The 20,472-nt window shown below is 67.0% G+C and carries 17 protein-coding genes and 1 tRNA gene; 15 read left to right on the plus strand and 3 right to left on the minus strand.

What is annotated here, in order from left to right:
* Nucleotides 1-1,866 (plus strand): N-acetylmuramoyl-L-alanine amidase (locus NS1_RS33260; protein WP_062990953.1); only part of this gene is annotated, 1,866 nt, incomplete at its 5' end.
* A gap of 74 nt (nucleotides 1,867-1,940) precedes the next feature.
* Here NS1_RS33260 and NS1_RS33265 read toward each other — a convergent pair.
* Nucleotides 1,941-2,768, minus strand: coding sequence for a Cof-type HAD-IIB family hydrolase (locus NS1_RS33265; RefSeq protein ID WP_056822356.1), 828 nt, complete (start codon nucleotides 2,766-2,768; stop codon nucleotides 1,941-1,943).
* 86 nt (nucleotides 2,769-2,854) lie between these two features.
* Here NS1_RS33265 and NS1_RS33270 point away from each other — a divergent pair, with 86 nt between their 5' ends.
* From NS1_RS33270 to NS1_RS33320, 11 genes are all read left to right on the plus strand, one after another.
* Nucleotides 2,855-3,832 (plus strand): ABC transporter permease, encoded by a 978-nt coding sequence (locus NS1_RS33270; RefSeq protein WP_056822359.1) that lies wholly within the window; start codon nucleotides 2,855-2,857, stop codon nucleotides 3,830-3,832.
* A complete protein-coding gene (locus tag NS1_RS33275) occupies nucleotides 3,829-4,797 on the plus strand; it encodes an ABC transporter permease subunit (protein WP_062990954.1) in 969 nt (322 codons plus the stop codon). The genes NS1_RS33270 and NS1_RS33275 overlap by 4 nt, the downstream gene beginning before the upstream one ends.
* Nucleotides 4,794-6,638, plus strand: coding sequence for an ABC transporter ATP-binding protein (locus NS1_RS33280; RefSeq protein ID WP_062990955.1), 1,845 nt, complete (start codon nucleotides 4,794-4,796; stop codon nucleotides 6,636-6,638). Before NS1_RS33275 ends, NS1_RS33280 begins: the two co-directional genes overlap by 4 nt.
* A 34-nt stretch (nucleotides 6,639-6,672) precedes the next feature.
* Complete coding sequence (locus tag NS1_RS33285; RefSeq protein ID WP_062990956.1) at nucleotides 6,673-8,349, plus strand: ABC transporter family substrate-binding protein; 1,677 nt, start codon at nucleotides 6,673-6,675, stop codon at nucleotides 8,347-8,349.
* A complete protein-coding gene (locus NS1_RS33290) occupies nucleotides 8,346-10,037 on the plus strand; it encodes an ABC transporter family substrate-binding protein (protein ID WP_062990957.1) in 1,692 nt (563 codons plus the stop codon). The genes NS1_RS33285 and NS1_RS33290 overlap by 4 nt, the downstream gene beginning before the upstream one ends.
* Nucleotides 10,034-10,675, plus strand: coding sequence for a hypothetical protein (locus tag NS1_RS33295; protein WP_062990958.1), 642 nt, complete (start codon nucleotides 10,034-10,036; stop codon nucleotides 10,673-10,675). The genes NS1_RS33290 and NS1_RS33295 overlap by 4 nt, the downstream gene beginning before the upstream one ends.
* A 91-nt stretch (nucleotides 10,676-10,766) precedes the next feature.
* A complete protein-coding gene (locus tag NS1_RS33300; RefSeq protein ID WP_062990960.1) occupies nucleotides 10,767-11,504 on the plus strand; it encodes a FadR/GntR family transcriptional regulator in 738 nt (245 codons plus the stop codon).
* Nucleotides 11,505-11,632: 128 nt separating this feature from the next.
* Nucleotides 11,633-12,259 carry a sterol desaturase family protein gene (locus tag NS1_RS33305; RefSeq protein WP_056822786.1) on the plus strand — a complete coding sequence of 209 codons (627 nt, stop codon included), beginning with the start codon at nucleotides 11,633-11,635 and terminating at the stop codon, nucleotides 12,257-12,259.
* 138 nt (nucleotides 12,260-12,397) lie between these two features.
* Entirely contained in the window at nucleotides 12,398-13,813 is a 1,416-nt protein-coding gene (locus tag NS1_RS33310) for an MFS transporter (RefSeq protein WP_062990961.1), read from the plus strand.
* A 68-nt stretch (nucleotides 13,814-13,881) separates the two neighbouring features.
* Entirely contained in the window at nucleotides 13,882-14,820 is a 939-nt protein-coding gene (locus NS1_RS33315) for a DUF8832 domain-containing protein (RefSeq protein ID WP_062990962.1), read from the plus strand.
* Between the two features lie 62 nt (nucleotides 14,821-14,882).
* Complete coding sequence (locus NS1_RS33320; protein ID WP_062990964.1) at nucleotides 14,883-17,138, plus strand: heavy metal translocating P-type ATPase; 2,256 nt, start codon at nucleotides 14,883-14,885, stop codon at nucleotides 17,136-17,138.
* Between the two features lie 60 nt (nucleotides 17,139-17,198).
* Here NS1_RS33320 and NS1_RS42295 read toward each other — a convergent pair whose 3' ends face one another.
* Nucleotides 17,199-17,321 (minus strand): DUF6636 domain-containing protein, encoded by a 123-nt coding sequence (locus tag NS1_RS42295; RefSeq protein WP_307620348.1) that lies wholly within the window; start codon nucleotides 17,319-17,321, stop codon nucleotides 17,199-17,201.
* Between the two features lie 258 nt (nucleotides 17,322-17,579).
* On the opposite strand from NS1_RS42295, the gene NS1_RS33325 reads away from it, so the two are divergent.
* Together NS1_RS33325 and NS1_RS33330 are read left to right on the plus strand one after the other, a co-directional pair.
* Nucleotides 17,580-18,209 carry a histone deacetylase gene (locus NS1_RS33325; RefSeq protein WP_084504717.1) on the plus strand — a complete coding sequence of 210 codons (630 nt, stop codon included), beginning with the start codon at nucleotides 17,580-17,582 and terminating at the stop codon, nucleotides 18,207-18,209.
* Nucleotides 18,210-18,281: 72 nt separating this feature from the next.
* A complete protein-coding gene (locus tag NS1_RS33330) occupies nucleotides 18,282-19,712 on the plus strand; it encodes a lipase maturation factor family protein (RefSeq protein WP_062990968.1) in 1,431 nt (476 codons plus the stop codon).
* A gap of 34 nt (nucleotides 19,713-19,746) precedes the next feature.
* Here the strand turns inward: NS1_RS33330 and NS1_RS33335 are convergent.
* Nucleotides 19,747-19,818, minus strand: a tRNA-Gly gene (locus NS1_RS33335).
* A 207-nt stretch (nucleotides 19,819-20,025) separates the two neighbouring features.
* Between NS1_RS33335 and NS1_RS33340 the strand changes: the two genes are divergently transcribed.
* Entirely contained in the window at nucleotides 20,026-20,403 is a 378-nt protein-coding gene (locus NS1_RS33340) for a hypothetical protein (RefSeq protein ID WP_131816867.1), read from the plus strand.
* Nucleotides 20,404-20,472 lie beyond the last annotated feature (69 nt).

A 20,472-nucleotide genomic window follows, 5' to 3' on the forward strand; every position in this document is an offset into this window, starting at 1 on the left:
GGCGCGCCGGCGGCTCCGGCCGCACCCGCCCCGGCCCCCGAGCCTCCAGCCGCACCCGCGGCTCCCGCCCCACCGGCACCGACATCGGCCACACCGGCGCCCGCCGCACCGCCCGCCGGCGCGCCGGTAGCCCAAAGCCGCTCCACCGGAGCCGCGTTCATCGCTGACCCGGAGAATCTCGAACCCGGCACCACCCCCGACACCCCCGCCCTCTCCCCCGGCGCGGTCGGCTCCGACGTCATCGACCAGGTGGGCGCGCAGGTCAAGGAGATCACCCAGGACACGCCGTTCAGCATGGTCGCCGTCACCGCCCGCGACCTGGTCAACACCACAACCAAGCTCCGGGCTCGCCAGCTGGACGGCAACTGGGGCCCCTGGTACAACGCCGATCCGGTCGACACCAGGGCAACCGATCAGACCCCCGCCGACGCACCGACCGGCACCGAACCGATCTACGTCGGCGAGACCACCGCGGTGCAGATGCTGGTCACCCGCAAGCCCGCCGCGGGCCCCGACCACGACCCGGCCCACCTCACCGAGGCCGCGCTCAAGGCCGTCCTGATCAATCCGGGCCGGGCCGCGATCGATGCCGCGCTCAACGACGTCGCCGCGGCGCTGCCCGGTGGCGGGCCGAGGGTCATCACCCGCGCGCAATGGGGTGCCGACGAGTCGATCCGCTGCCAGGAACCCACCTACGACGACGGCGTCGGCGGCATCACCGTGCACCACACGGCCGGTCGCAACGACTACAGCCGCTCCGAATCGGCGGGGATCGTCCGCGCGATCTACGCCTATCACGCCGAAACGCTCGGCTGGTGCGACATCGGCTACAACGCCCTGGTCGACCAGTACGGCCAGATCTTCGAAGGCCGCTACGGTGGCCTCGACCGCGCGGTGCAGGGCGCGCACGCGGGTGGTTTCAACGAGAACACCGCCGGTGTGGCGCTGATGGGCAACTACGAGAACGAGGACCCGAGCAACGAGTCGCTCAATGCGATCGGCAAGTTCATCGGCTGGCGGGCCAAGCTCGCCGGGATCAACCCCAAGGGCACGACCACGATGTACTCCGAGGGCACCGAGTTCACCCCGTACGCGTACGACGAAGCGGTCGACCTGCCGGTGGTGTTCGCCCACCGCGATGTCGGCAACACCGACTGCCCCGGCGACGCCGCCTACGCGCTGATGGATCGCATCCGCGGGATCGCGGCGGGCAATTCCGGCACCTATACCTCCCCCCCGACGGCGAATCGTCCGCCGAGTCAGCAGGCCCGTGCCCCGCAGGGGAACATGGCCGAGCTGGGCGCGATGGTCGACAAGTTCCTCGGCCTGTCCGGCGACAACGCGATCGCCAAGCACTGGGTGGCCAAGGGCGGGGTCGACGGGCCGCTCGGCGCGCCGCAGTCGGACCTGATCGCGGGCGCGCAGGGCCGTCAGTACGCGAAGTTCGCCAACGGTTTCGTCTTCGCGGACGAGGGCGGTGAGGTGTTCGAGGTGGTCGGCGCGATTCTCGACCGCTATCTGAGCCTCGGCGCGGACTCGGGCGTGCTCGGTCTGCCGACCGCCAGCTCCTACCTGGTCCCGAACGGTCTCCGCACCGATTTCCAGCACGGTTCGCTGGTGCTCAACGAGCTCACGGGCATCGTCACCACGTTCTGGAAGACCTACGACGAGACCTACAAGCAGGAAATGAACGGACAGCCGAAGCCAGGGCAGGCGGCGACCCACCCCACGCTCGAACTTGCCGTGCCTGCCCCGACCGAAGCTCCATCGGTACCCGCCGAACAGCAGGCTCCCCCGGTCGAACCGGCACCTGTCGAACAAGCCCCGGCTGACCCGCCTGCCCCCGAGCCCGCCCCGACCGGCTGAACCCGGTCACGGCGAAGAACGGCCGGTGCACCCTCCGAGCGAGGGGCACCGGCCGTTTTACTGTGTCGTCGGAGCTATCGCCACCAGCGCTCGAGCACCATCGCCACACCGTCGTCGATATTGCTGCCGGTCACCTCGTCCGCCGCCGCCCGAGCCTCCGGGTGCGCGTTGCCCATCGCGACGCCGTGCCCGGCCATCGCCAGCATCGGCACATCGTTGGGCATGTCGCCGAACGCCACGATCGACGAATTCTCGACGCCGATCCGTCGGGCCACCTCGGCCAGTCCGGACGCCTTCGTCACCTTCGGCACCGCCAACTCGATCAGCCCGCTCTCGGTGGAATAGGTGATCTCGGCGCGGTCGCCGATGAGCGGGGCGAGGGCGGCGCGCATCTCGGAACTGCGGGCCGAGCTGAGCCGGATGAGCATCTTGATCGCGGGGGAGTCGATGACCTCGGCGTGCGAGACGACGGTGTCGTCGGGATTGAGCCAGGCGTGTTCGTAGGTCGGCGAGCTGACGAACTGCTGGGTCACGGCGTCGTGGGCGCTGGCCCCGACCCGTTCGGTCGCCAGCCCACAACCGGGCAGCGCGTGTTCGGCGACTTCGGCCAGCCAGCTCAACGTGTCGACGTCGAGGGTGTGACTGGACAGCACCCGATCGGTCGCGCTGTCGTAGATGACCGCGCCGTTTCCGCAGATCGCGAGCGGTGCGTACCCGAGTTCGCTGACGACCGGGTCGATCCAGCGGGGCGGGCGGCCGGTGGCGAGCACGAAGGTGGCGCCGTCGGCGACGAGCGCTCCGACGGCGGCCTTGGTGCGCGCCGAAACCTTGTCGGAGTCGTCGATCAATGTGCCGTCGACGTCGCTGGCCACCAGCTGCGGTTTCGGGTGCAGGTTCGTCATCCCGTCTATCCTGCCGCACGTCGCCACGCGAGGACGACGGACTGTCCCTATGATCAGGGCCTGATTACCCGATCCAGAGGGGACTGATGACCGGCTTCTTGGTGCGGCGCACACTCAACTACGTTGTGCTCCTTCTGCTGGCATCATTTCTGACTTTCAGCCTCGCCTCACTCACATTCAACCCGCTCGAGAGCCTCGAGCAGCGCAACCCGCGCCCGCCGCAGTCGGTGATCGACGCGAAAGCCGACCAGTTGCATCTCGACGAGCCGATCCCACAGCGCTATCTCACCTGGCTGGGCGGCGTCGTGCACGGCGATTTCGGGACCACCCTGGCCGGGCAGCCGGTGAGCGAGGAACTGGGCAGACGGGTGGCGGTGAGTCTGCGGCTGCTGATTCTCGGTTCGGTCATCGGCACCGTGCTCGGCGTGCTGATCGGTGCGGCGGGGGCGATCCGGCAGTACAAGTTCAGCGACTATTTCTCGACCGTGCTGTCGCTGCTGATCATCTCGACACCGATCTTCTTGCTGGCGACGCTGTTGAAATACGGCGCACTGCAGGTGAATACGATGACCGGGACGCAGATCTTCCTCTACACCGGCGAAACGTCTGCCACGCAGGTCAACGGGTTCTGGAACCAAATGGTCGACCGCGCACAGCATTTGGTGCTGCCCACCTTGGCGCTGGCGCTCGGCGCCATGGCCGGCTACAGCCGTTACCAGCGCAACGCCATGCTCGATGTGCTCGGCAGCGATTTCATCCGAACAGCGAGAGCCAAGGGCCTGACCCGCAATCACGCGCTCTATAAACACGGCCTGCGCACCGCGCTGATCCCGATGGCGACGCTGTTCGCCTACAGTCTCGGCGCCCTGATCACCGGCGCCACCTTCGTCGAGAAGATCTTCGGCTGGCACGGTGTCGGCGAATGGCTGATCGATTCGATCAACTCCCAGGACCTCTATGTGGTGGTGACGGTGACAGCGTTCGCCGGCCTGGTGGTGCTGGTGTCGGGGTTGCTCTCCGATGTCGTCCTTGCCCTGCTCGATCCGAGGGTGCGTGTCTCATGACCGAAACCGAACTCATCGCCGTCGGCGCGCCCGAGATCGCCGCGGCCGGTCGCCGCAAACTGGTGTGGCGACGCTTCCTGCGCAACAAGCCCGCCGTGGTCGGTGCGGTGATCCTGGTGCTGATGTTCGTGGCCAGTTTCGTGCTGCCGCCGCTGCTGCCGTGGGACTACCAGCAGATGGACTACAAGGCGCTGCTGAAGCCGCCGAGCCTCGAGCACCCGTTCGGCACCACCCAGATCGGTCAGGATGTGCTCGCCCAGACCATGCGAGGACTGCAGAAGTCCCTGATCATCGGTTTCTGCGTGGCGATCTGCTCCAGCGTCATCGCCGCGACGGCGGGCGCGGTGGCCGGACTGCTCGGCGGCTGGCCCGACCGCGCGATCATGTGGTTCGTCGATCTGTTGCTGGTGGTCCCCAGTTTCATCATCATCGCGCTGTTCGCGCCACGCACCAAGGGTTCGGGCTCGATCGCGATCCTGATCGTGCTGCTGAGCGTGTTCGGCTGGATGATCGCCGCGCGCATCATCCGCGGCCTCACAATGAGCCTGCGTGATCGCGAATTCGTCCGTGCCGCACGGTATATGGGCGCACCGACCCGCACCGTGATTCTCAGTCACATCATCCCGAACATCGCCTCGATCCTGATCATCGACACCACCCTCGCGGTCGGCGCGGCGATCAGCGCCGAAACCGGTTTGAGCTTCCTCGGTTTCGGTGTGCAGCCGCCGGATGTGTCGTTGGGTTCGCTGATCGCGTCCGGCACCAAATCGGCGCTCACCTACCCGTGGTTGTTCCTGTTCGCCGGTGGCCTGCTGATCACGATCGTGTTGAGCGCCAACCTGGTCGGCGACGGTCTTCGTGACGCCTTCGACCCCGGCGCCCGTGGCGCGCGCAAGGCTCGCAAGGAGGTCGCCGAGTACAAGACCGAGGCGCAGGTGGAGTTGCAGAAAGCCGAGAAGCGATGACCGCGTCGACCGCACCCCTGCTCGAGGTCACCGATCTGAGGGTCTCGTTCCCCGGCGAAGAAGGCCGCGTCGAGGCCGTGCGCGGGGTGAACTACACCGTCGCCGACGGCGAGGTACTCGCCATCGTCGGCGAGTCCGGTTCGGGCAAGTCGGTGTCCTCGCTCGCGGTGATCGGCCTGCTGCCCGACCAGGCACGGGTGCAGGGATCGGTGCGCCTGCGCGGCCGCGAACTACTCGGCCTCGGCGACAAGCAGATGTCGAAGCTGCGCGGTTCCTCGATCAGCATGGTCTTCCAAGATCCGCTCTCCGCGCTGACCCCGGTGTATCGCGTCGGTGATCAGATCGCGGAAGCCCTGCTCGCGCACGGGAAGATGAGCCGCAAGGAAGCGGGCGAGCGGGCGGTCGAGCTGCTCGAACTCGTCGGCATCACCGACGCGAGGGCTCGTTCCAGGGCGTTCCCGCACGAGTTCTCCGGCGGCATGCGCCAGCGCGTGGTGATCGCCATGGCCATCGCCAACGATCCCGCCCTGATCATCTGCGACGAACCGACCACCGCGCTCGACGTGACGGTGCAGGCGCAGATCCTCACCCTGCTGCGCGAGGCGCGCGATATCACCGGCGCGGGCGTCATCATGATCACCCACGACATGGGCATCGCGGCCACCGTCGCCGACCGGGTCGCGGTGATGTACGCGGGCAAGGTCGTCGAAACCGCGCCGGTCGCAGAGCTTTTCGCGGCGCCGCGCATGCCGTACACCGTCGGCCTGCTCGGCTCCATCCCGCGCATGGACGGCCCGCCGCGCACCCCGCTGATCCCCATCCTCGGCGCTCCGCCCGCCATGCACGCCCTGCCGCCCGGCTGCTCGTTCGCGCCGCGCTGCCCGGTCGCGATCAGCGACTGCGTCGCCGCCGAGCCCCCGCTGGAGAAGGTGAGCCCCGGCCACTCGGTGGCCTGCATCCGCACGGCCGAGGTCGGCAGCCACCAGCTCTTCGAGGCCTACCGCGAGGAGATCCCGACCCCGGCCCACCCCGACCGCACCGACGACGAGGTGGTCCTGCGCGTCACCGACCTGGTGAAGACCTTCCCCCTCACCTCCGGCGTGCTGCTGCGCCGCCGCACCGGCGAGGTCCGCGCGGTGGACGGCATCAGCTTCTCGGTCCGCGCGGGCCGCACCCTCGCGCTGGTCGGCGAATCCGGTTCGGGCAAGTCGACGACCCTGTCGCAGATCATGGACCTCGCGCGACCGCAGTCGGGCAGCATCGAGGTGCTCGGCAACGACGTCGCCACCCTCACCAAGGCGCGCACCCGCGAGATCCGCCGCAAGATGCAGATCGTCTTCCAGGACCCCAGCTCCTCCCTCGACCCCCGCCTGCCGATCTTCGACGTCCTCGCCGAACCGCTGCGCATCGATGGCCGGTCGCGCGAAGAGGTCAATCGCCGGGTGCCGGAGTTGTTGCGGCAGGTGGGATTACGTCCCGAACACGCCGATCGCTACCCATCGGACTTCTCCGGCGGCCAGAAACAGCGCGTCAGCATCGCCCGCGCGCTGGCCCTGGACACCCAGTTGCTGATACTCGACGAACCCGTCTCGTCTCTGGACGTCTCGATCCAGGCGGGCGTGCTCAACCTGCTGCGCGACCTGCAGGCCGAGCACGGCCTGTCCTACCTGTTCGTCTCCCACGACCTCTCGGTGGTGCGCAATCTCGCCCACGACATCGCGGTGATGTTGCAGGGCAAGATCGTCGAATCCGGCCCGGCCGAGCAGATTTTCGCCGATCCTCAGCACGAATACACGCGCTCGCTCATCGCGGCCGTACCGGAACCCGTCGTCAGCGGGTAGGACCCGAGCAGGAGGTGCCATGAGAACCCGACGCATGCACGCACGTGGAGCCCGATTGCGCTGTGCCGCAGTGGTAGTGGCGGCCGGGATGATCGTGGCGGGGTGTGGCGGCGCCGATGAATCGGCCACCGGTCTCAGCGATGCGATCGGCACCACCAGCGACGTGAACCCCACCCCACGCGACCAACTCCGCGAGGGCGGCAACCTGCGCCTGGCCACCACCGGCTACCCCGCCAACTGGAACATCCTCTCCAATGACGGCAACAACGGCGAGATCGGCTACATCGTGCGCGCGATGCTGCCGCGGTCCTACGAGATCGACGCGGCGGGCCAGCTCAGCATCGACACCGACTTCTTCACCGATATCCAGCTGACCGGCTCCGATCCGATGCAGGTGACGTATTCGATCAATCCGAAAGCCGTCTGGTCGGACGGTTCGCCGATCACCTGGGAAGACCTCGCCTCGCAAGCGCACGCGCTGAGCGGCCGGGACAAGAGCTATCTGATCGCGATCACCAACGGTTTCGAATTCGTCGACAAGGTGGAGCGAGGTGTCGACGACCAACAGGCCGTCCTCACCTTCAGCAAGCCCTACGCCGACTGGCGCGGTCAGTTCTCCGGCAACTCCGCCCTCTACCCGAAGTCGGTGACCGGCACGCCGGAGGCCTTCAACACCAGCCTCACCGATGCGATCACGCTCACCGCCGGGCCGTTCGTCGTCAGCGCCACCGACCGCGCTCAGGGTCGAATCACCCTGGGTCGCAACCCGAAGTGGTGGGGCGACAAGCCCGTGCTCGACACCATCACCTACAGCGTGCTCGACGCCACATCGTGGGTCCAGGCGTTGCAGAACAACGAACTCGACCTCATTCGCCTGACCACCCTCGACGATGTGAAGACGGTGCGTGGCACCGAGGGACTGGTGGTACGTCGTGCTCCCGGTAATCGCTGGCGCCACATCACGTTCAACGGCGCACCCGGCTCGATCCTGGCCGAAGAAGGCGTCCGCGTGGCCATCTCGAAGGCCATCGACCGTCAGGGGATCGTCAACGCGATGCAGAACGGGCTGGTCGAGAACCCGAAGCCGTTGAACAACCATGTCTTCCTCCAGGGCCAAAAGGGGTACCAGGACAACAGTCTCGGCTTCGACCCCGCCGCCGCGGCAAAGCAACTCGACGACCTCGGCTGGAAACTCAACGGCGAGGTACGCGAGAAGGACGGCCGCAAACTGGTCATCCGCGACGTCATGTACAACGACCCCACCTGGGTCCAGATCGCCCAGATCATCCAGCAGAACCTGGCCGCCATCGGCGTGCAGCTGAACATCGACACCAAGCCCGCCGCCGGTCTGTTCACCGATGTCATCCAGCCCGGCGACTTCGACGCCGCCCAGTACGTCTACGAGGGCGACCCCTTCCCGCTGAGCAGCATCCGCCAGATCTACTACTACGACCCCACCGACCTTCAAGCCAACTACGGCCGCATCGGCTCCCCCGAACTCAACGCTCTCATCGAACAAACCCTCACCGAACTGGACCCACAGAAGTCCATCGACCTCGCGAACCAGGTCGACCGCAAGGTATTCGAAGAAGGCCACTCCCTGCCCCTGATGCAGTCCGACGGCAGCTTCGGCGCCCGCACCACCCTCGCCAACATCGGCTCCCCTGGATTGGCAACCTACGACTACACGAAGATCGGATTCACGAAATGACCACTGCTACTCATGCCAGGCGTTTACGCCGGGCCGGTCTCCGCATCGCCGTACCTGTTTTCGCCTTGACGTTGGTACTCGGCGGTTGTGGGTCCGGTACGGACGTGCAATCGGGTTCGAGCACAATCGGCTCGGTCAATGACATCAATCCGCAGGAACGCGATGCCGTGCAGGACGGCGGCAATCTTCGGCTGGCCATTCCCGGCTTCCCGGCGACGTTCAACAGCAGCCATGTCGATTCAGATGGCTATGTGAGCGAGGTGACCGGCTGGACCACTCCGGGAACTATCACCGCCGACGCCGCCGGAAATCTCACCACCGATACCAACTACTTCACCTCCGTCGAGCTCATCGACACCAACCCGCAAACGATCGAATACACGATCAACCCGAAAGCAGTGTGGTCCGACGGCTCCCCGATCACCTGGAACGACCTGCGTTCCCAAGTCGGCGCACTGAGCGGTCGTGACCCGGCTTTCAAGGTGTCGGCGACCCAGGCATACAGCAGCGTCGAGAAGGTCGAGCGCGGCGTCGACGACAGGCAGGCGATCGTGACCTTCGCCGAGCACTACGCGGAGTGGAAGGGGCTGTTCAACCCCCTGCTTCCCCAGCAGGCCACTGCCACACCGCAAGCCTTCGACGACTTCTATCGCAACGATATGCCGCTGTCGGCGGGTCCGTTCATGATCACCTCCATCGACCGCGCCCAGCAGCGGATCGTGCTCAGCCGCAACCCGAAATGGTGGGGTGACACTCCCAAACTCACCAATGTCACCTACAGCATCCTCGACAGCGCCGCCCAACTCAGCGCGCTGCAGAACAACGAACTCGACGCCGTCGATCCGTTGAGCACCATCGACGAGATCAAGACCGCGACGAATACACCCGGCATCCAGGTTCGCCGAGCCCCGGCCAATCGGTTCATGCACACGACCTTCAACGGCGCACCCGGTGCCCTGCTCGCGGATCCGAAACTGCGCATCGCGATCTCCAAGGGCATCAATCGGCAGGCGATCGCCACCGCCATTCAGAACGGTCTGGTCACCGACCCGAAGCCGCTGAACAACCACCTGTACCTGGTCGGCCAGACCGGTTTCCAGGACAACGCCGAGTCGGTGTCCTTCGACCCGGCCGCGGCCGCCCGCATGCTCGACGAACTGGGCTGGAAGCTCAACGGTGACGTCCGCGAAAAGGACGGCCGTCAGCTGGTGATCCGCGATGTGATGGCCCAGAACGATGTACAGGTCCAGGTCGCCACGATCACACAGCAGAACCTGGCGGAGATCGGGGTGAAGCTGCTCATCGAAACCTATCCGGGTACAGCCTTTTTCACTGACATCATCGATCCCGGCAACTTCGATATCGCCCAATTCGCGTGGATGAAGAGCATTTTCCCACTCGGTGCGCTCCCCCAGATCTACTACTACGATCCGGCGAACAAGCTGAGCAATTACGGCAGCATCGGTTCCCCTGAGCTCAACGCGCTCATCAAGGAGACCATCGCGGAACTCGATCCACAGAAGGCGATCGAATTGGCCAACAAGGCCGATCGAATGATCTTCGAAGAAGGGTTCTCGCTGCCGCTCGTGCAGTCCGCCGGAGCCGTGGCGACCCGCGAGAATCTGGCGAACTTCGGCGCGTTCGGCCTCGCTTCGGCCGATTACACCAAGGTCGGCTTCCTGAAGTGAGTTCCGGCCCGGCGCGCGCACTCACCTATCCGCTGCTCGTCACGAGCGGCACCCTCGCGGTCATCGCCGCGTGGGTGCCGTTCGCGGATATCGATCAGCTGAGTGCGCTCGCCGTGGTCGCTCTCGCCGTACTCGCCTACACCGCTTATCAATTGGGGCTTGCCTTCGGTGTGTTTCCCACGGGGTCGGTTGCGATGGGAACGGTGCGTGGTAAACGGGTTCGGCAGCAATATCGACTGGTCAGCCGGTCGTGGCTGGAGATCGGCAGTGGTGATCGTCTGGTGTGGCAGCCGGTCTTCTATGAGCCGGCATTGTCGGTGCTCACTCCGACCGAACTAGAACTGCTCGGCCGATCCATCCGCCAGGGGAACACTCGCTTCTACCCGTCGGGCCGCGTTCGCACCACCGAGCCGACGGGCAAGCTCGTCGACAACCCCACTCGCCCCACCGATCCACCCGCTTTCGGGGTCGCCCGCCGTTTGATCCTCGATCTCCAGCCCGCGATCGGCGCTCCCCTGGTCGGCCTGCTCTGGGTCTACGTCATGAGCGGCGGGCTCGGCGCTTTCGTCGCCACCACCACGATCGCCGCCGCTGCCTTCACCTGGCTCTCCGCCATCCGAGGCTCCGACCCCAGCTGACCTGGGGGTTCTACTCGGCCGATACTCACCTCAGTGGCTGCAACTGGTCTGACCACTTGACCTCTTACCATCGAAGGCGCATTATCGGGGTATGGCATGGACTCCCGTGGTGAAGCGCTCGGTTTCCGGTGATGTGTTCGAGCAGATCGCCGCCGAAGTGCTGGGTGGGGAGTTGGCGGCGGGGAGCACATTGCCGAGCGAGCGGCAGTTGGCCGAGGCGTTGGGGGTTTCGCGGCCCGCGGTGCGGGAGGCGTTGCAGCGGCTGGCCGCGGCCGGGCTGGTTGCCGTTCGGCAAGGCGAGGCGACGACTGTGCTCGACTATCGGCGCAGCGCTGGGCTGGAGGTGCTGCCGCGACTGCTGCTTCGCGGGAATTCCATCGATCCCGCGGTCGCGCGCAGCATTCTCGAGGCGCGGCTGCACAACGGGCCGAAGATCGCCGAGCTCGCCGCCGCGCGGGTTCGATCGCGAGGTGCGACCGATCCGCGGGTCGGGGGCGAATTGGCGGTGCTGCGCGAATCCGTCGATTCCCTTGTCGCCGAATCCGATCCCCTCACCCAGCAGCTGATCGCCCTCGAATTCTGGGACCACATCCTCGATCTGGCCGATTCGATCGCCTTCCGGCTGATGTATTCCATGCTGCGCGCCGCCTACGAACCCGCCTTGGCCGCGCTGGCGCCGATCATGTCCGCCGAGGTGGGCAATGCCGACGCCTATCGAGACCTGGCCGCCGCGATCGCCGCGGGCGAGCCGGAACGGGCCGCCGATTCCGCCCGAGCACTGCTCGAGCCGGCGACCACCGCCCTGATCCATGCCCTCGACGTGGCGTGAATTACCCGAGGAATGATATGACCGAGCACCGTCCGACAACGACGTCGCACGACATCGCCGACGAAACCCGTGCGACCGAACGCCGCCGAACTCCCGACCGCGGCTCGCCGCGTGCGATCCGGCGCAGCATGCCCCTGAGCGAGGCTGCCCGCGAATTCCTCCGGCATCCGTCACCCTGGATGATCGCCGCGGTCTTCGTGGTCGCGGTGACCACCCGCGTCGCCATCGGCGACTGGCAGCTCACCGACGCTCTTGTCCCCGTGCTGATCCTGGCCGCGTTCCCGGTGATCGAATGGGTCATCCATGTCACCGTGTTGCACTGGCGCCCAAGACATCTCGGCCCGCTGACCATCGACAGCGAACTGGCCCGCAAACACCGCGAGCACCACGTCGACCCGCGCGACATCCCGCTGATCTTCATCCCGCCGAAGTCGCTGCTGATCACGATCGTCGCCTTGGTCGCGATCGCCCTCCTCGCCTTCCCCCGCACCGGCCTCGGCCTCACCTTCCTGCTCACCATCACCACCCTCGGCCTGCTCTACGAGTGGACGCACTACCTGATCCACACCGACTACAAGCCGAAACATGCTCTGTACCGTGCAATATGGCGCAACCACCGCCACCACCACTACAAGAACGAGCACTACTGGTTCACCGTGACCACCTCCGGCACCGCCGACCGCCTCCTCGGCACGGCCCCCGACCCGGCCACGACACCGACCTCCCCCACGGCGCGCAACCTCCACGCCGACTAGGTCCGAGGCACCACCTCGGGACAGCACTCAGACCCGGCTCGCATCACTACGCGAGCCGGGTTTTTGCTTGACAGGTTAATACCCTAGGGGGGTATGGTACCGAGCACGAGAAGCATTCCGCTCGAAAGGACGAAAGTCGTGACTACGCAATCGCAATCCACCCGGAAGTGGTGGGCGCTGGCGGTGATCGCCGCCGCGCAGTTCATGGTCATCATGGACACCTCGATCATCGGGATCGCACTGCCCAAGATGCAGGCCGAACTCGGGTTCACGCCGGGCAATCTGACCTGGGTGTTCAACGCCTACGTGGTCGCGTTCGGCGGTCTACTGCTGCTCGGCGGCAGGCTCTCCGACCTGCTCGGCGCTCGCCGGGTGTTCGCCGCGGGCTGGGTGGTGCTCGGCGTCGGCTCCGTCGTCGCCGGTGCCGCGGGCAATGTCGGCGTCGAGTTGGCGGGTCGGGCGATTCAAGGCGGTGGCGCGGCGCTGATCGCACCGTCGGCGCTCACGCTGCTGATGATGCTGTTCGGCGGCTCGCCGCAGGAGCTCACCAAGGCCCTCGCGGTGTATGGCGCGGCCGCGCCCGCCGGTGGTACCGCGGGGGTGTTTCTCGGTGGCGTGATCACCGAATACATCAGCTGGCCTTGGGTTTTCTACATCAATATTCCGATCGCGGTGATCGCGCTGATCGCTGTGCCGCTGCTGATGCCCGCTGCCCCGGCGCGTAAGGGATCTCTCGATATCGCTGGATCCGTCACTGTGACAGCCGGTTTGGCTGCCGCCGTATATGCGATCGTGCAAGCACCGGAGGTCGGTTGGGCTTCGGGTGAGACATGGGGCGTGCTGGCGCTGGCCGCCGCGCTGCTGGCCGGCTTCGTCGTGATCCAGTCCCGGCGCGGTGAACCGCTCATGCGGCTGAGCATCTTCCGCGCACCGAACCTGGCCGCCGCCAACTTCGCCCAGTTCGCGCTGGCCGCCGCGTGGGTACCGATGTGGTTCTTCCTCAACCTGTACCTACAGCAGGTACTCGGTTACAGCGCGTTCCCGTCGGGTGCGGCACTGCTGCCGATGACCACGCTGATCATGCTCGGCATGGTGGTTCTCGCGCCGAAGGCGATGCAGCGTTTCGGCGCGAAGCCGATGATCGTCACCGGCCTGATCGTGCTCGGCCTCGGCCTCGCGGTGATGTCGCTGGTGCGGCCGACCGGCAATTTCTGGGTCGACGTGCTGCCCGCCTCGCTGATAGCCGCGGGGGGTATGTCGCTGGCCTTCATTCCCTCGCTCGGCACCGCCATCTCGGCGGCGCGTCCCGAGGAAGGCGGACTGGCCTCGGGCATCGTCAACGTCAGCTACCAGGTGGGTTCGGCGCTCGGCCTGGCCGCCATGACGGCGGTGGCCGCGGCGTTCGGCGCGAGCGAGCTCGGCGACACGTCGGCGCTGACCGACGGCTATTCCGCGGCCTTCCTCGGGGCGGGCGTGCTCGCCCTGGCAGGCGCGGGCGTCACCGCGGCGACCATGCGGACCCCGGCCGCGGACAAGGCCGACGCGACCGTTTGACAAAATACCCTAGGGGGGTATGGTAAAAGTCAACCGACTCGCAGACTGAACGGATACGGAGCATCCCGATGAACGCAACAGGCAAGTTCGCCGGATTCGCCCTCGGCCTCGCGGCGGTCTTCGGGATCGCTCTGGCCGTCGGCGCCCTGGTCGGTCCGGAACCTTCCGAACCGGCCGGGCACGGCGAGCACGCGACCGCGGCGGCGCCGTCTGCCGATCTGCCGGGCGGACTGCTCGCCACCGATCAGGGCTACACGCTCGCCTTGGACAAGCCCGACACCACCACCGCACCGCAGTCGCCGACAAGTTTTCGCATCCTCGACGCGAACGGCGTACCGGTCACGAAGTACGTGAACAGCCACGACAAGGACCTGCACCTGATCGTGGTCCGGCGCGACATGGCGGGCTTCCAGCACGTACACCCCGTCCTCGATCCGGCCGGGACCTGGACTGTTCCGCTGAACCTCAGTCGGGGCGGTGACTACCGGGTCTACGCCGATTTCACCCCAGAGGGCGGGTCGAACCTGACGCTCGGCGCCGATCTGCGCGTGGCAGGCAATTACGACGTGCAGGCACTCCCCGCCCCGGCCGCCACCGCGCAGGTCGGCGAGTACACGGTCGCGCTGAACGGTGCGGTCACGCCGGGTACGGCGTCGGAGGTGACGCTCTCGGTCAGCCGCAACGGCACCCCGGTCACCGACCTCCAGCCCTATCTCGGCGCCTACGGCCACCTGGTGGCGCTCCGGGCCGCCGACCTCGCCTACCTGCACGTTCACCCCGAAGGCGCACCCGGCGACGGAGTCACCCCCGCCGGGCCGGGCATCGACTTCGTGGTGAACGCGCCGAGCGCGGGCGATTACCGCCTGTTCCTCGACTTCCAGCACCAGGGCGTGGTGCGCACCGCCGAGTTCACGGTGCGGGTCGCCACGCCGAACGCCGCCGGTGCGAGCAACCCCGCCCCGACCAGCGCACCCGCCGACCACGCCACACCCGGCCACGGCCACTGACCCCACCTGTTTCACCCGCGACCTCTCAGCGAGAATTGCTATCAGGAACGAAGGAGCACCCCATGACCACCGTGACGCACCCACCGGGCACCGGCCAGGTAGAACTGGTGATCGGTGGCATGACCTGCGCTTCCTGCGCGAACCGGATCGAGAAGAAGCTCAACAAGCTCGACGGGGTCACCGCCACGGTCAACTACGCGACCGAGAAGGCGCGCGTCGACTTCACCGGTGACGTTTCCCCCGAGGAGCTGATCGCCACCGTCGAGCAGGCCGGCTACACCGCGGCGCTCCCCGCGCCGAAGAAGCCCGAGACCGACGCGACGCCCGTTGCCGAAGCGGACCCGACGGCCTCCCTGCGCACCCGGCTGATCGTGTCGGCGCTGCTCACCGTCCCGGTGATCGCGATGGCGATGATCCCGGCGTTGCAGTTCACCAACTGGCAGTGGCTGTCGCTGACGCTGGCCGCGCCGGTCGTGATCTGGGGCGCGCTCCCCTTCCACAAGGCCGCGTGGACCAACCTGAAGCACGGCACCGCCACCATGGACACGCTGGTGTCGATGGGCACACTCGCCGCGTTCGGCTGGTCGCTGTACGCGCTGTTCTGGGGCACGGCGGGCACGCCGGGGATGAAGCACCCGTTCGAACTCACCATCGCGCGGATGGACGGCACCGGCAGTATCTACCTCGAAGCAGCGGCGGGCGTGACCACGTTCATCCTGGCCGGGCGGTATTTCGAGGCGCGGTCGAAGCGACGGGCGGGCGCGGCGCTGCGGGCCTTGCTAGAGCTCGGAGCGAAGGACGTCGCGGTTCTTCGCGGCGGAGTCGAGACGCGAATTCCGGTGGAGCAGCTGGCCGTCGGCGACGAGTTCATCGTGCGTCCGGGCGAGAAGATCGCCACCGACGGTGTGATCACCGAGGGCACGTCGGCGGTCGACGCGTCCATGCTGACCGGTGAGTCGGTGCCGGTGGAGGTCGGCGTCGACGATGGCGTCACCGGCGCCACCGTGAACGTCGGCGGCCGACTCGTAGTGCGCGCCACCAGGATCGGCGCCGACACCCAGCTCGCCCAGATGGCACAGCTCGTCGAGGACGCGCAGACCGGCAAGGCGCAGGCACAGCGGCTGGCCGACAAGATCTCCGGCATCTTCGTTCCGATCGTCATCGCGCTCGCCGTCGCCACCCTCGGATTCTGGCTCGGCACCGGCGGTTCCATCGCCGCCGCCTTCACCGCGGGCGTGGCGGTACTGATCATCGCCTGCCCCTGCGCCCTCGGCCTGGCCACGCCGACCGCGCTGATGGTGGGCACCGGACGCGGCGCGCAGCTCGGCATCCTGATCAAGGGACCCGAGGTGCTGGAATCGACCCGCAAGGTCGACACCATCGTGCTGGACAAGACCGGCACCGTCACCACCGGCAAGATGACCCTGCTCGACGTGATCCCCGCCGACGGCGAACTGGGCAGCAAGGTACTCGAACTCGCTGGTGCGCTGGAGGATTCGTCGGAGCACCCGATCGCCCAGGCGATCGCCAAGGGTGCGCGGGAAGAGTTCGGCACGTTGCTGCCGGTGGAGGGCTTCGCCAATGCCGAAGGGCTCGGCGTGCAGGGCGTGGTCGACGGGCACGCGGTGATCGTCGGCCGGGCGCGACTGCTGGCCGACTGGTCGCAGCCGCTCGACGAGAAGCTGGAAACCGCGCTGGCGCAAGCGGAATCGGCGGGCAAGACCGCGGTGGCCATCGGCTGGGACGGCAAGGCGCGCGGCGTGCTCGTTGTCGCCGACGCGGTGAAACCGACCTCGGCGCAGGCCATCGCCCAGTTCCGCGAGCTCGGTCTGACGCCGATCCTGCTCACCGGCGACAATGCCCGCGCGGCCCGCACCATCGGCGACGAAGTCGGCATCGACGAGGTCATCGCCGAGGTACTGCCGCAGGACAAGGTGAACACCGTCAAGCGGCTGCAGGCTGAAGGCAAGGTCGTCGCCATGGTCGGTGACGGCGTCAACGACGCGGCCGCCCTGGCCCAGGCCGACCTCGGCCTGTCGATGGGCACCGGCGCCGATGTCGCCATCGAGGCCAGCGACCTCACCCTCGTCCGCGGCGACCTCCGCGCCGCCGCCGACGCGATCCGCCTGTCGCGGCGCACCCTCGCCACGATCAAGGGCAACCTGTTCTGGGCCTTCGCCTACAACGTGGCCGCTATCCCGCTGGCCATGGCCGGCCTGCTCAACCCGATGCTGGCCGGCGCCGCCATGGCGTTCAGCTCGGTCTTCGTGGTGAGCAACAGCCTGCGTCTGCGCCGGTTCAAGTCGACCGCACAGTAGGGCAAAGACCAGCGGCGATCTCTGTGGATAACAGAGATCGCCGCTGCCTGTTCGCCTAGATCAGAACAGGTATTGCCGGTCGGCCGAGATGAAGAAGCCGTGACCGCCGACATCGCAGCGGACGCCCTGTTCGGTGGAGGTGCAGGCGGCGCCGCGGACGATGATGGTGTCGCCGTAATTCAGGGAGTTCGGGTGGGATCACACGCGTATCGGCCAGCTGGCAACCGACGCCGAGCGTGCCCTCCTCGACGAAGCCGCACAGGATGTTTCCGGTGGGCGACTGGAAGTAGAAGTTGTCGCGCTGACCAGCGCGGCCACCACGATGACTGATCTCATGAATCTCCCCCTCGATGTCCTCGGTGACCTATCGAAGGAAGAATCGAGAGCGGGAGCGAATTCGTTTCCTTCGCTCATGGAACCTTGACCCACCGAGGTGAGCCCGTGACCACAGCTCAGCACGTCTGGTACGCCGCGTACGGCTCCAATATGCATGCCGCGCGCTTCGACTTCTACCGCTGCGGCGGCACGCCACCGGAGACCACGCACACCTATCCGGGGTTCCGCGATCCCACTCCACCCGCGGCCGTCACCACCCTCACGCTGCGCGGCAGCCTGTATTTCGCCTGGCAGAGCCCGGTCTGGACCGGGGGCGTCGCCTTTTTCGCCGACCGGCCCACTGCGGATCGGCCGACCGCTGCCCGAGGGTATCTGCTCACGGTCGATCAGTTCGCCGATCTTCAAGCTCAGGAGATGTACCGCGAACCCGGCGCCGATTTCGACCTGGCCCGGGTGCTCGCCGACGGCGCGGTGCGTCTCGGGCCGGGTCGCTACGAGACCGTACTTCACGCGGGCACGAGGGACGGTGTGCCCATTCTTACCTTCACCGCGCCATGGGATCCGGAAACTGTTGCACCGCAACGACCATCGGCCCGATACCTCGCCATGATCGGCGCGGGCCTGCGCGAGTCACACGGTTGGGACACCGATCGCATCGTCGAGTATCTGCGGGTGTGCCCGGGGGTCGTCGGGCGGTGGCGCGATGACGATGTGCGGGTCCTGCTCAGCGACTGACGAGGGCATTCCGCCGAGCGGGCATCAAGAGGACAATCGAACCGGGGAGGCCGACCGTGCGGGAGCTAGTGCATGGAGTGGTTCACGGCGCCCGAGTACTGGCAGGGCAGGCTGATCTTCCAGCGTGGCCTGGCGGTGGTCTACGCGCTCGCGTTCCTCGGCGCCGCGCTGCAATTCCGCGCGCTGCTCGGCGAGCGGGGGATGCTGCCCGTGCCGCGCTACCTGGCTCGGACCCCGTTCCGCCGGTCACCGAGCCTGTTCCACCTGCACTACTCCGACCGGTTCTATGCCGTCCTGGCCTGGTCGGGAGCGGTGCTGGCGGTGGCCATCGCGGCAGGAGTCGCGGATCTGGTGCCGCTGTGGGCGTCGATGGCACTGTGGTTCGCGCTGTGGGCGCTGTATCTGTCGATCGTCAATGTCGGGCAGGCCTGGTACTCGTTCGGCTGGGAAACGCTGCTGCTCGAGGCGGGTTTTCTGGCGATCTTCCTCGGTAACGACACCGTAGCGCCTCCGCTGCTGGTGCTGTTGGCCGCGCGCTGGCTGCTGTTCCGGGTGGAGTTCGGGGCCGGACTGATCAAGATGCGCGGCGATCGGTGCTGGCGTGACCTGACCTGCCTGTACTACCACCACGAGACCCAGCCGATGCCCGGCCCGCTGAGCTGGTTCTTCCACCATCTGCCCCGGCCGCTGCACCGGGTGGAGGTGGCGGCCAATCATGTCGCCCAGCTGATCGTGCCCTTCGGGCTGTTCGCGCCGCAGCCGGTGGCGAGCGTCGCGGCGGGCATCATCATCGTCACGCAGTCGTGGCTGGTGATCTCGGGCAATTTCGCCTGGCTGAACTGGGTGACCCTGCTCCTGGCGACGACCGCTGTCAGCGCGTACCCGGCGCTGCCGGACGCGCCGGCGGTGGCCGAGCCGCCCCGATGGTTCCTCGGCGCTGTCCTCGCTTTCGTCGCGATGGTCGTCGTGCTGAGTTTCTGGCCGGTGCGCAACCTGTTGTCCGCGCGGCAGGCGATGAATGCCTCTTTCGAACCGTTGCACCTGGTCAACACCTATGGCGCGTTCGGCAGCATCACCCGGGTGCGTCACGAGATCGTGCTGGAGGGCACCGACGCCACCCATCTGGAGCCGGACACGGTGTGGCGCGAATACGAGTTCAAGGGCAAACCGGGTGCCCTGCGGTCTCGCCCGCGCCAGTGGGCGCCGTATCACCTGCGACTGGACTGGCTGATGTGGTTCGCCGCGCTGTCCCCCTCCTATGCGCGCTCGTGGGCGCTGCCGCTGGTCATCCGGCTGCTCGACAACGACCCCGACACCCTGCGCCTGCTGCGGCACTGCCCCTTCCCCGACGCACCGCCGCGCTACCTGCGCGCCCGGCTGTACGAGTACCACTTCAGTACGCCCGCCGAACTGTTCCGCGAGCGGATCTGGTGGCGCCGAACACTGATCGGCGAGTTCCTGCCGCCACTGAATCGCGAGCGCCTCGAACGGCGCCGACAATAAGAAAAGCCCGGCACGATGGCCGGGCTTTTCGTTGAGCGGATGACGAGATTCGAACTCGCGACCCTCACCTTGGCAAGGTGATGCGCTACCACTGCGCCACATCCGCGTGCCTTCCGAAGCCGATCCGGCGACCGCCGGTGACTTCGTCGTGCGAAAAGGAACTCTAGCGCGAAACTCCCGAACTACGAAATCCGGGCTCACGCACCCGGCTCGGGTAGCTGTGAGATCGGGTGCCGACGAGGCTCGTTAAGCGCGCGCCAAGCAATCGAAAGACATTGTGCGGGAGGGTTTTCACAACAACGGGAGGATCACCATGAAAGTCTCCGCACTACTCGCCACGCCCCTCGTGGCTGTGGCGCTATCAGTCGTCGGCGCGGGCTCGGCACAGGCTGATGACTTCGTCGGCACCGACAACTACGCGGCAACCGACTACCCGCAGTCGTGCCTGATCGTGCAGAACCACATCGGCGACACCCTCACCGTCCGGATGGACTACCCCACCGGGTACAGCCACTGGGAGATCGACCCCGAACAGCTCACTTGGCTCGACTGGGGCGACTCCCCGGTGACCTCGCCGAGCGGCCACTGGCAGCTGCGTGTGTACCCACCTGTGCAGGCCTCCTGGGTCTTCGACACCGGTGCCACGCGCGGCGGGAGCTGCAACGGGTCGTGGATCTTCACCGCGAGTTGACCGATGCCCGTTCTGCGCAGGACATCGGTGCGGGGAAAGGCTTTTCAACAGGCAGCAATCGCTGCGGGA

Origin of the sequence: Nocardia salmonicida NBRC 13393 (assembly GCF_001613085.1) — a bacterium.
GTDB classification, from domain to species: Bacteria; Actinomycetota; Actinomycetes; order Mycobacteriales; family Mycobacteriaceae; genus Nocardia; species Nocardia salmonicida.

Excerpts from the sequence above, each read along its gene's own strand:
- NS1_RS33270 (WP_056822359.1), top strand. The coding sequence starts at position 2,855 with ATGACCGGCTTCTTGGTGCGGCGCACACTCAACTACGTTGTGCTCCTT.
- NS1_RS33275 (WP_062990954.1), top strand. The coding sequence starts at position 3,829 with ATGACCGAAACCGAACTCATCGCCGTCGGCGCGCCCGAGATCGCCGCG.
- NS1_RS33305 (WP_056822786.1), top strand. The coding sequence starts at position 11,633 with ATGCCCCTGAGCGAGGCTGCCCGCGAATTCCTCCGGCATCCGTCACCC.
- NS1_RS33340 (WP_131816867.1), top strand. The coding sequence starts at position 20,026 with ATGAAAGTCTCCGCACTACTCGCCACGCCCCTCGTGGCTGTGGCGCTA.
- NS1_RS33265 (WP_056822356.1), bottom strand. The coding sequence starts at position 2,768 with ATGACGAACCTGCACCCGAAACCGCAGCTGGTGGCCAGCGACGTCGAC.
- NS1_RS33285 (WP_062990956.1), top strand. The coding sequence starts at position 6,673 with ATGCACGCACGTGGAGCCCGATTGCGCTGTGCCGCAGTGGTAGTGGCG.
- NS1_RS33320 (WP_062990964.1), top strand. The coding sequence starts at position 14,883 with ATGACCACCGTGACGCACCCACCGGGCACCGGCCAGGTAGAACTGGTG.
- NS1_RS33290 (WP_062990957.1), top strand. The coding sequence starts at position 8,346 with ATGACCACTGCTACTCATGCCAGGCGTTTACGCCGGGCCGGTCTCCGC.
- NS1_RS33330 (WP_062990968.1), top strand. The coding sequence starts at position 18,282 with ATGGAGTGGTTCACGGCGCCCGAGTACTGGCAGGGCAGGCTGATCTTC.
- NS1_RS33300 (WP_062990960.1), top strand. The coding sequence starts at position 10,767 with ATGGCATGGACTCCCGTGGTGAAGCGCTCGGTTTCCGGTGATGTGTTC.
- NS1_RS33280 (WP_062990955.1), top strand. The coding sequence starts at position 4,794 with ATGACCGCGTCGACCGCACCCCTGCTCGAGGTCACCGATCTGAGGGTC.
- NS1_RS33315 (WP_062990962.1), top strand. The coding sequence starts at position 13,882 with ATGAACGCAACAGGCAAGTTCGCCGGATTCGCCCTCGGCCTCGCGGCG.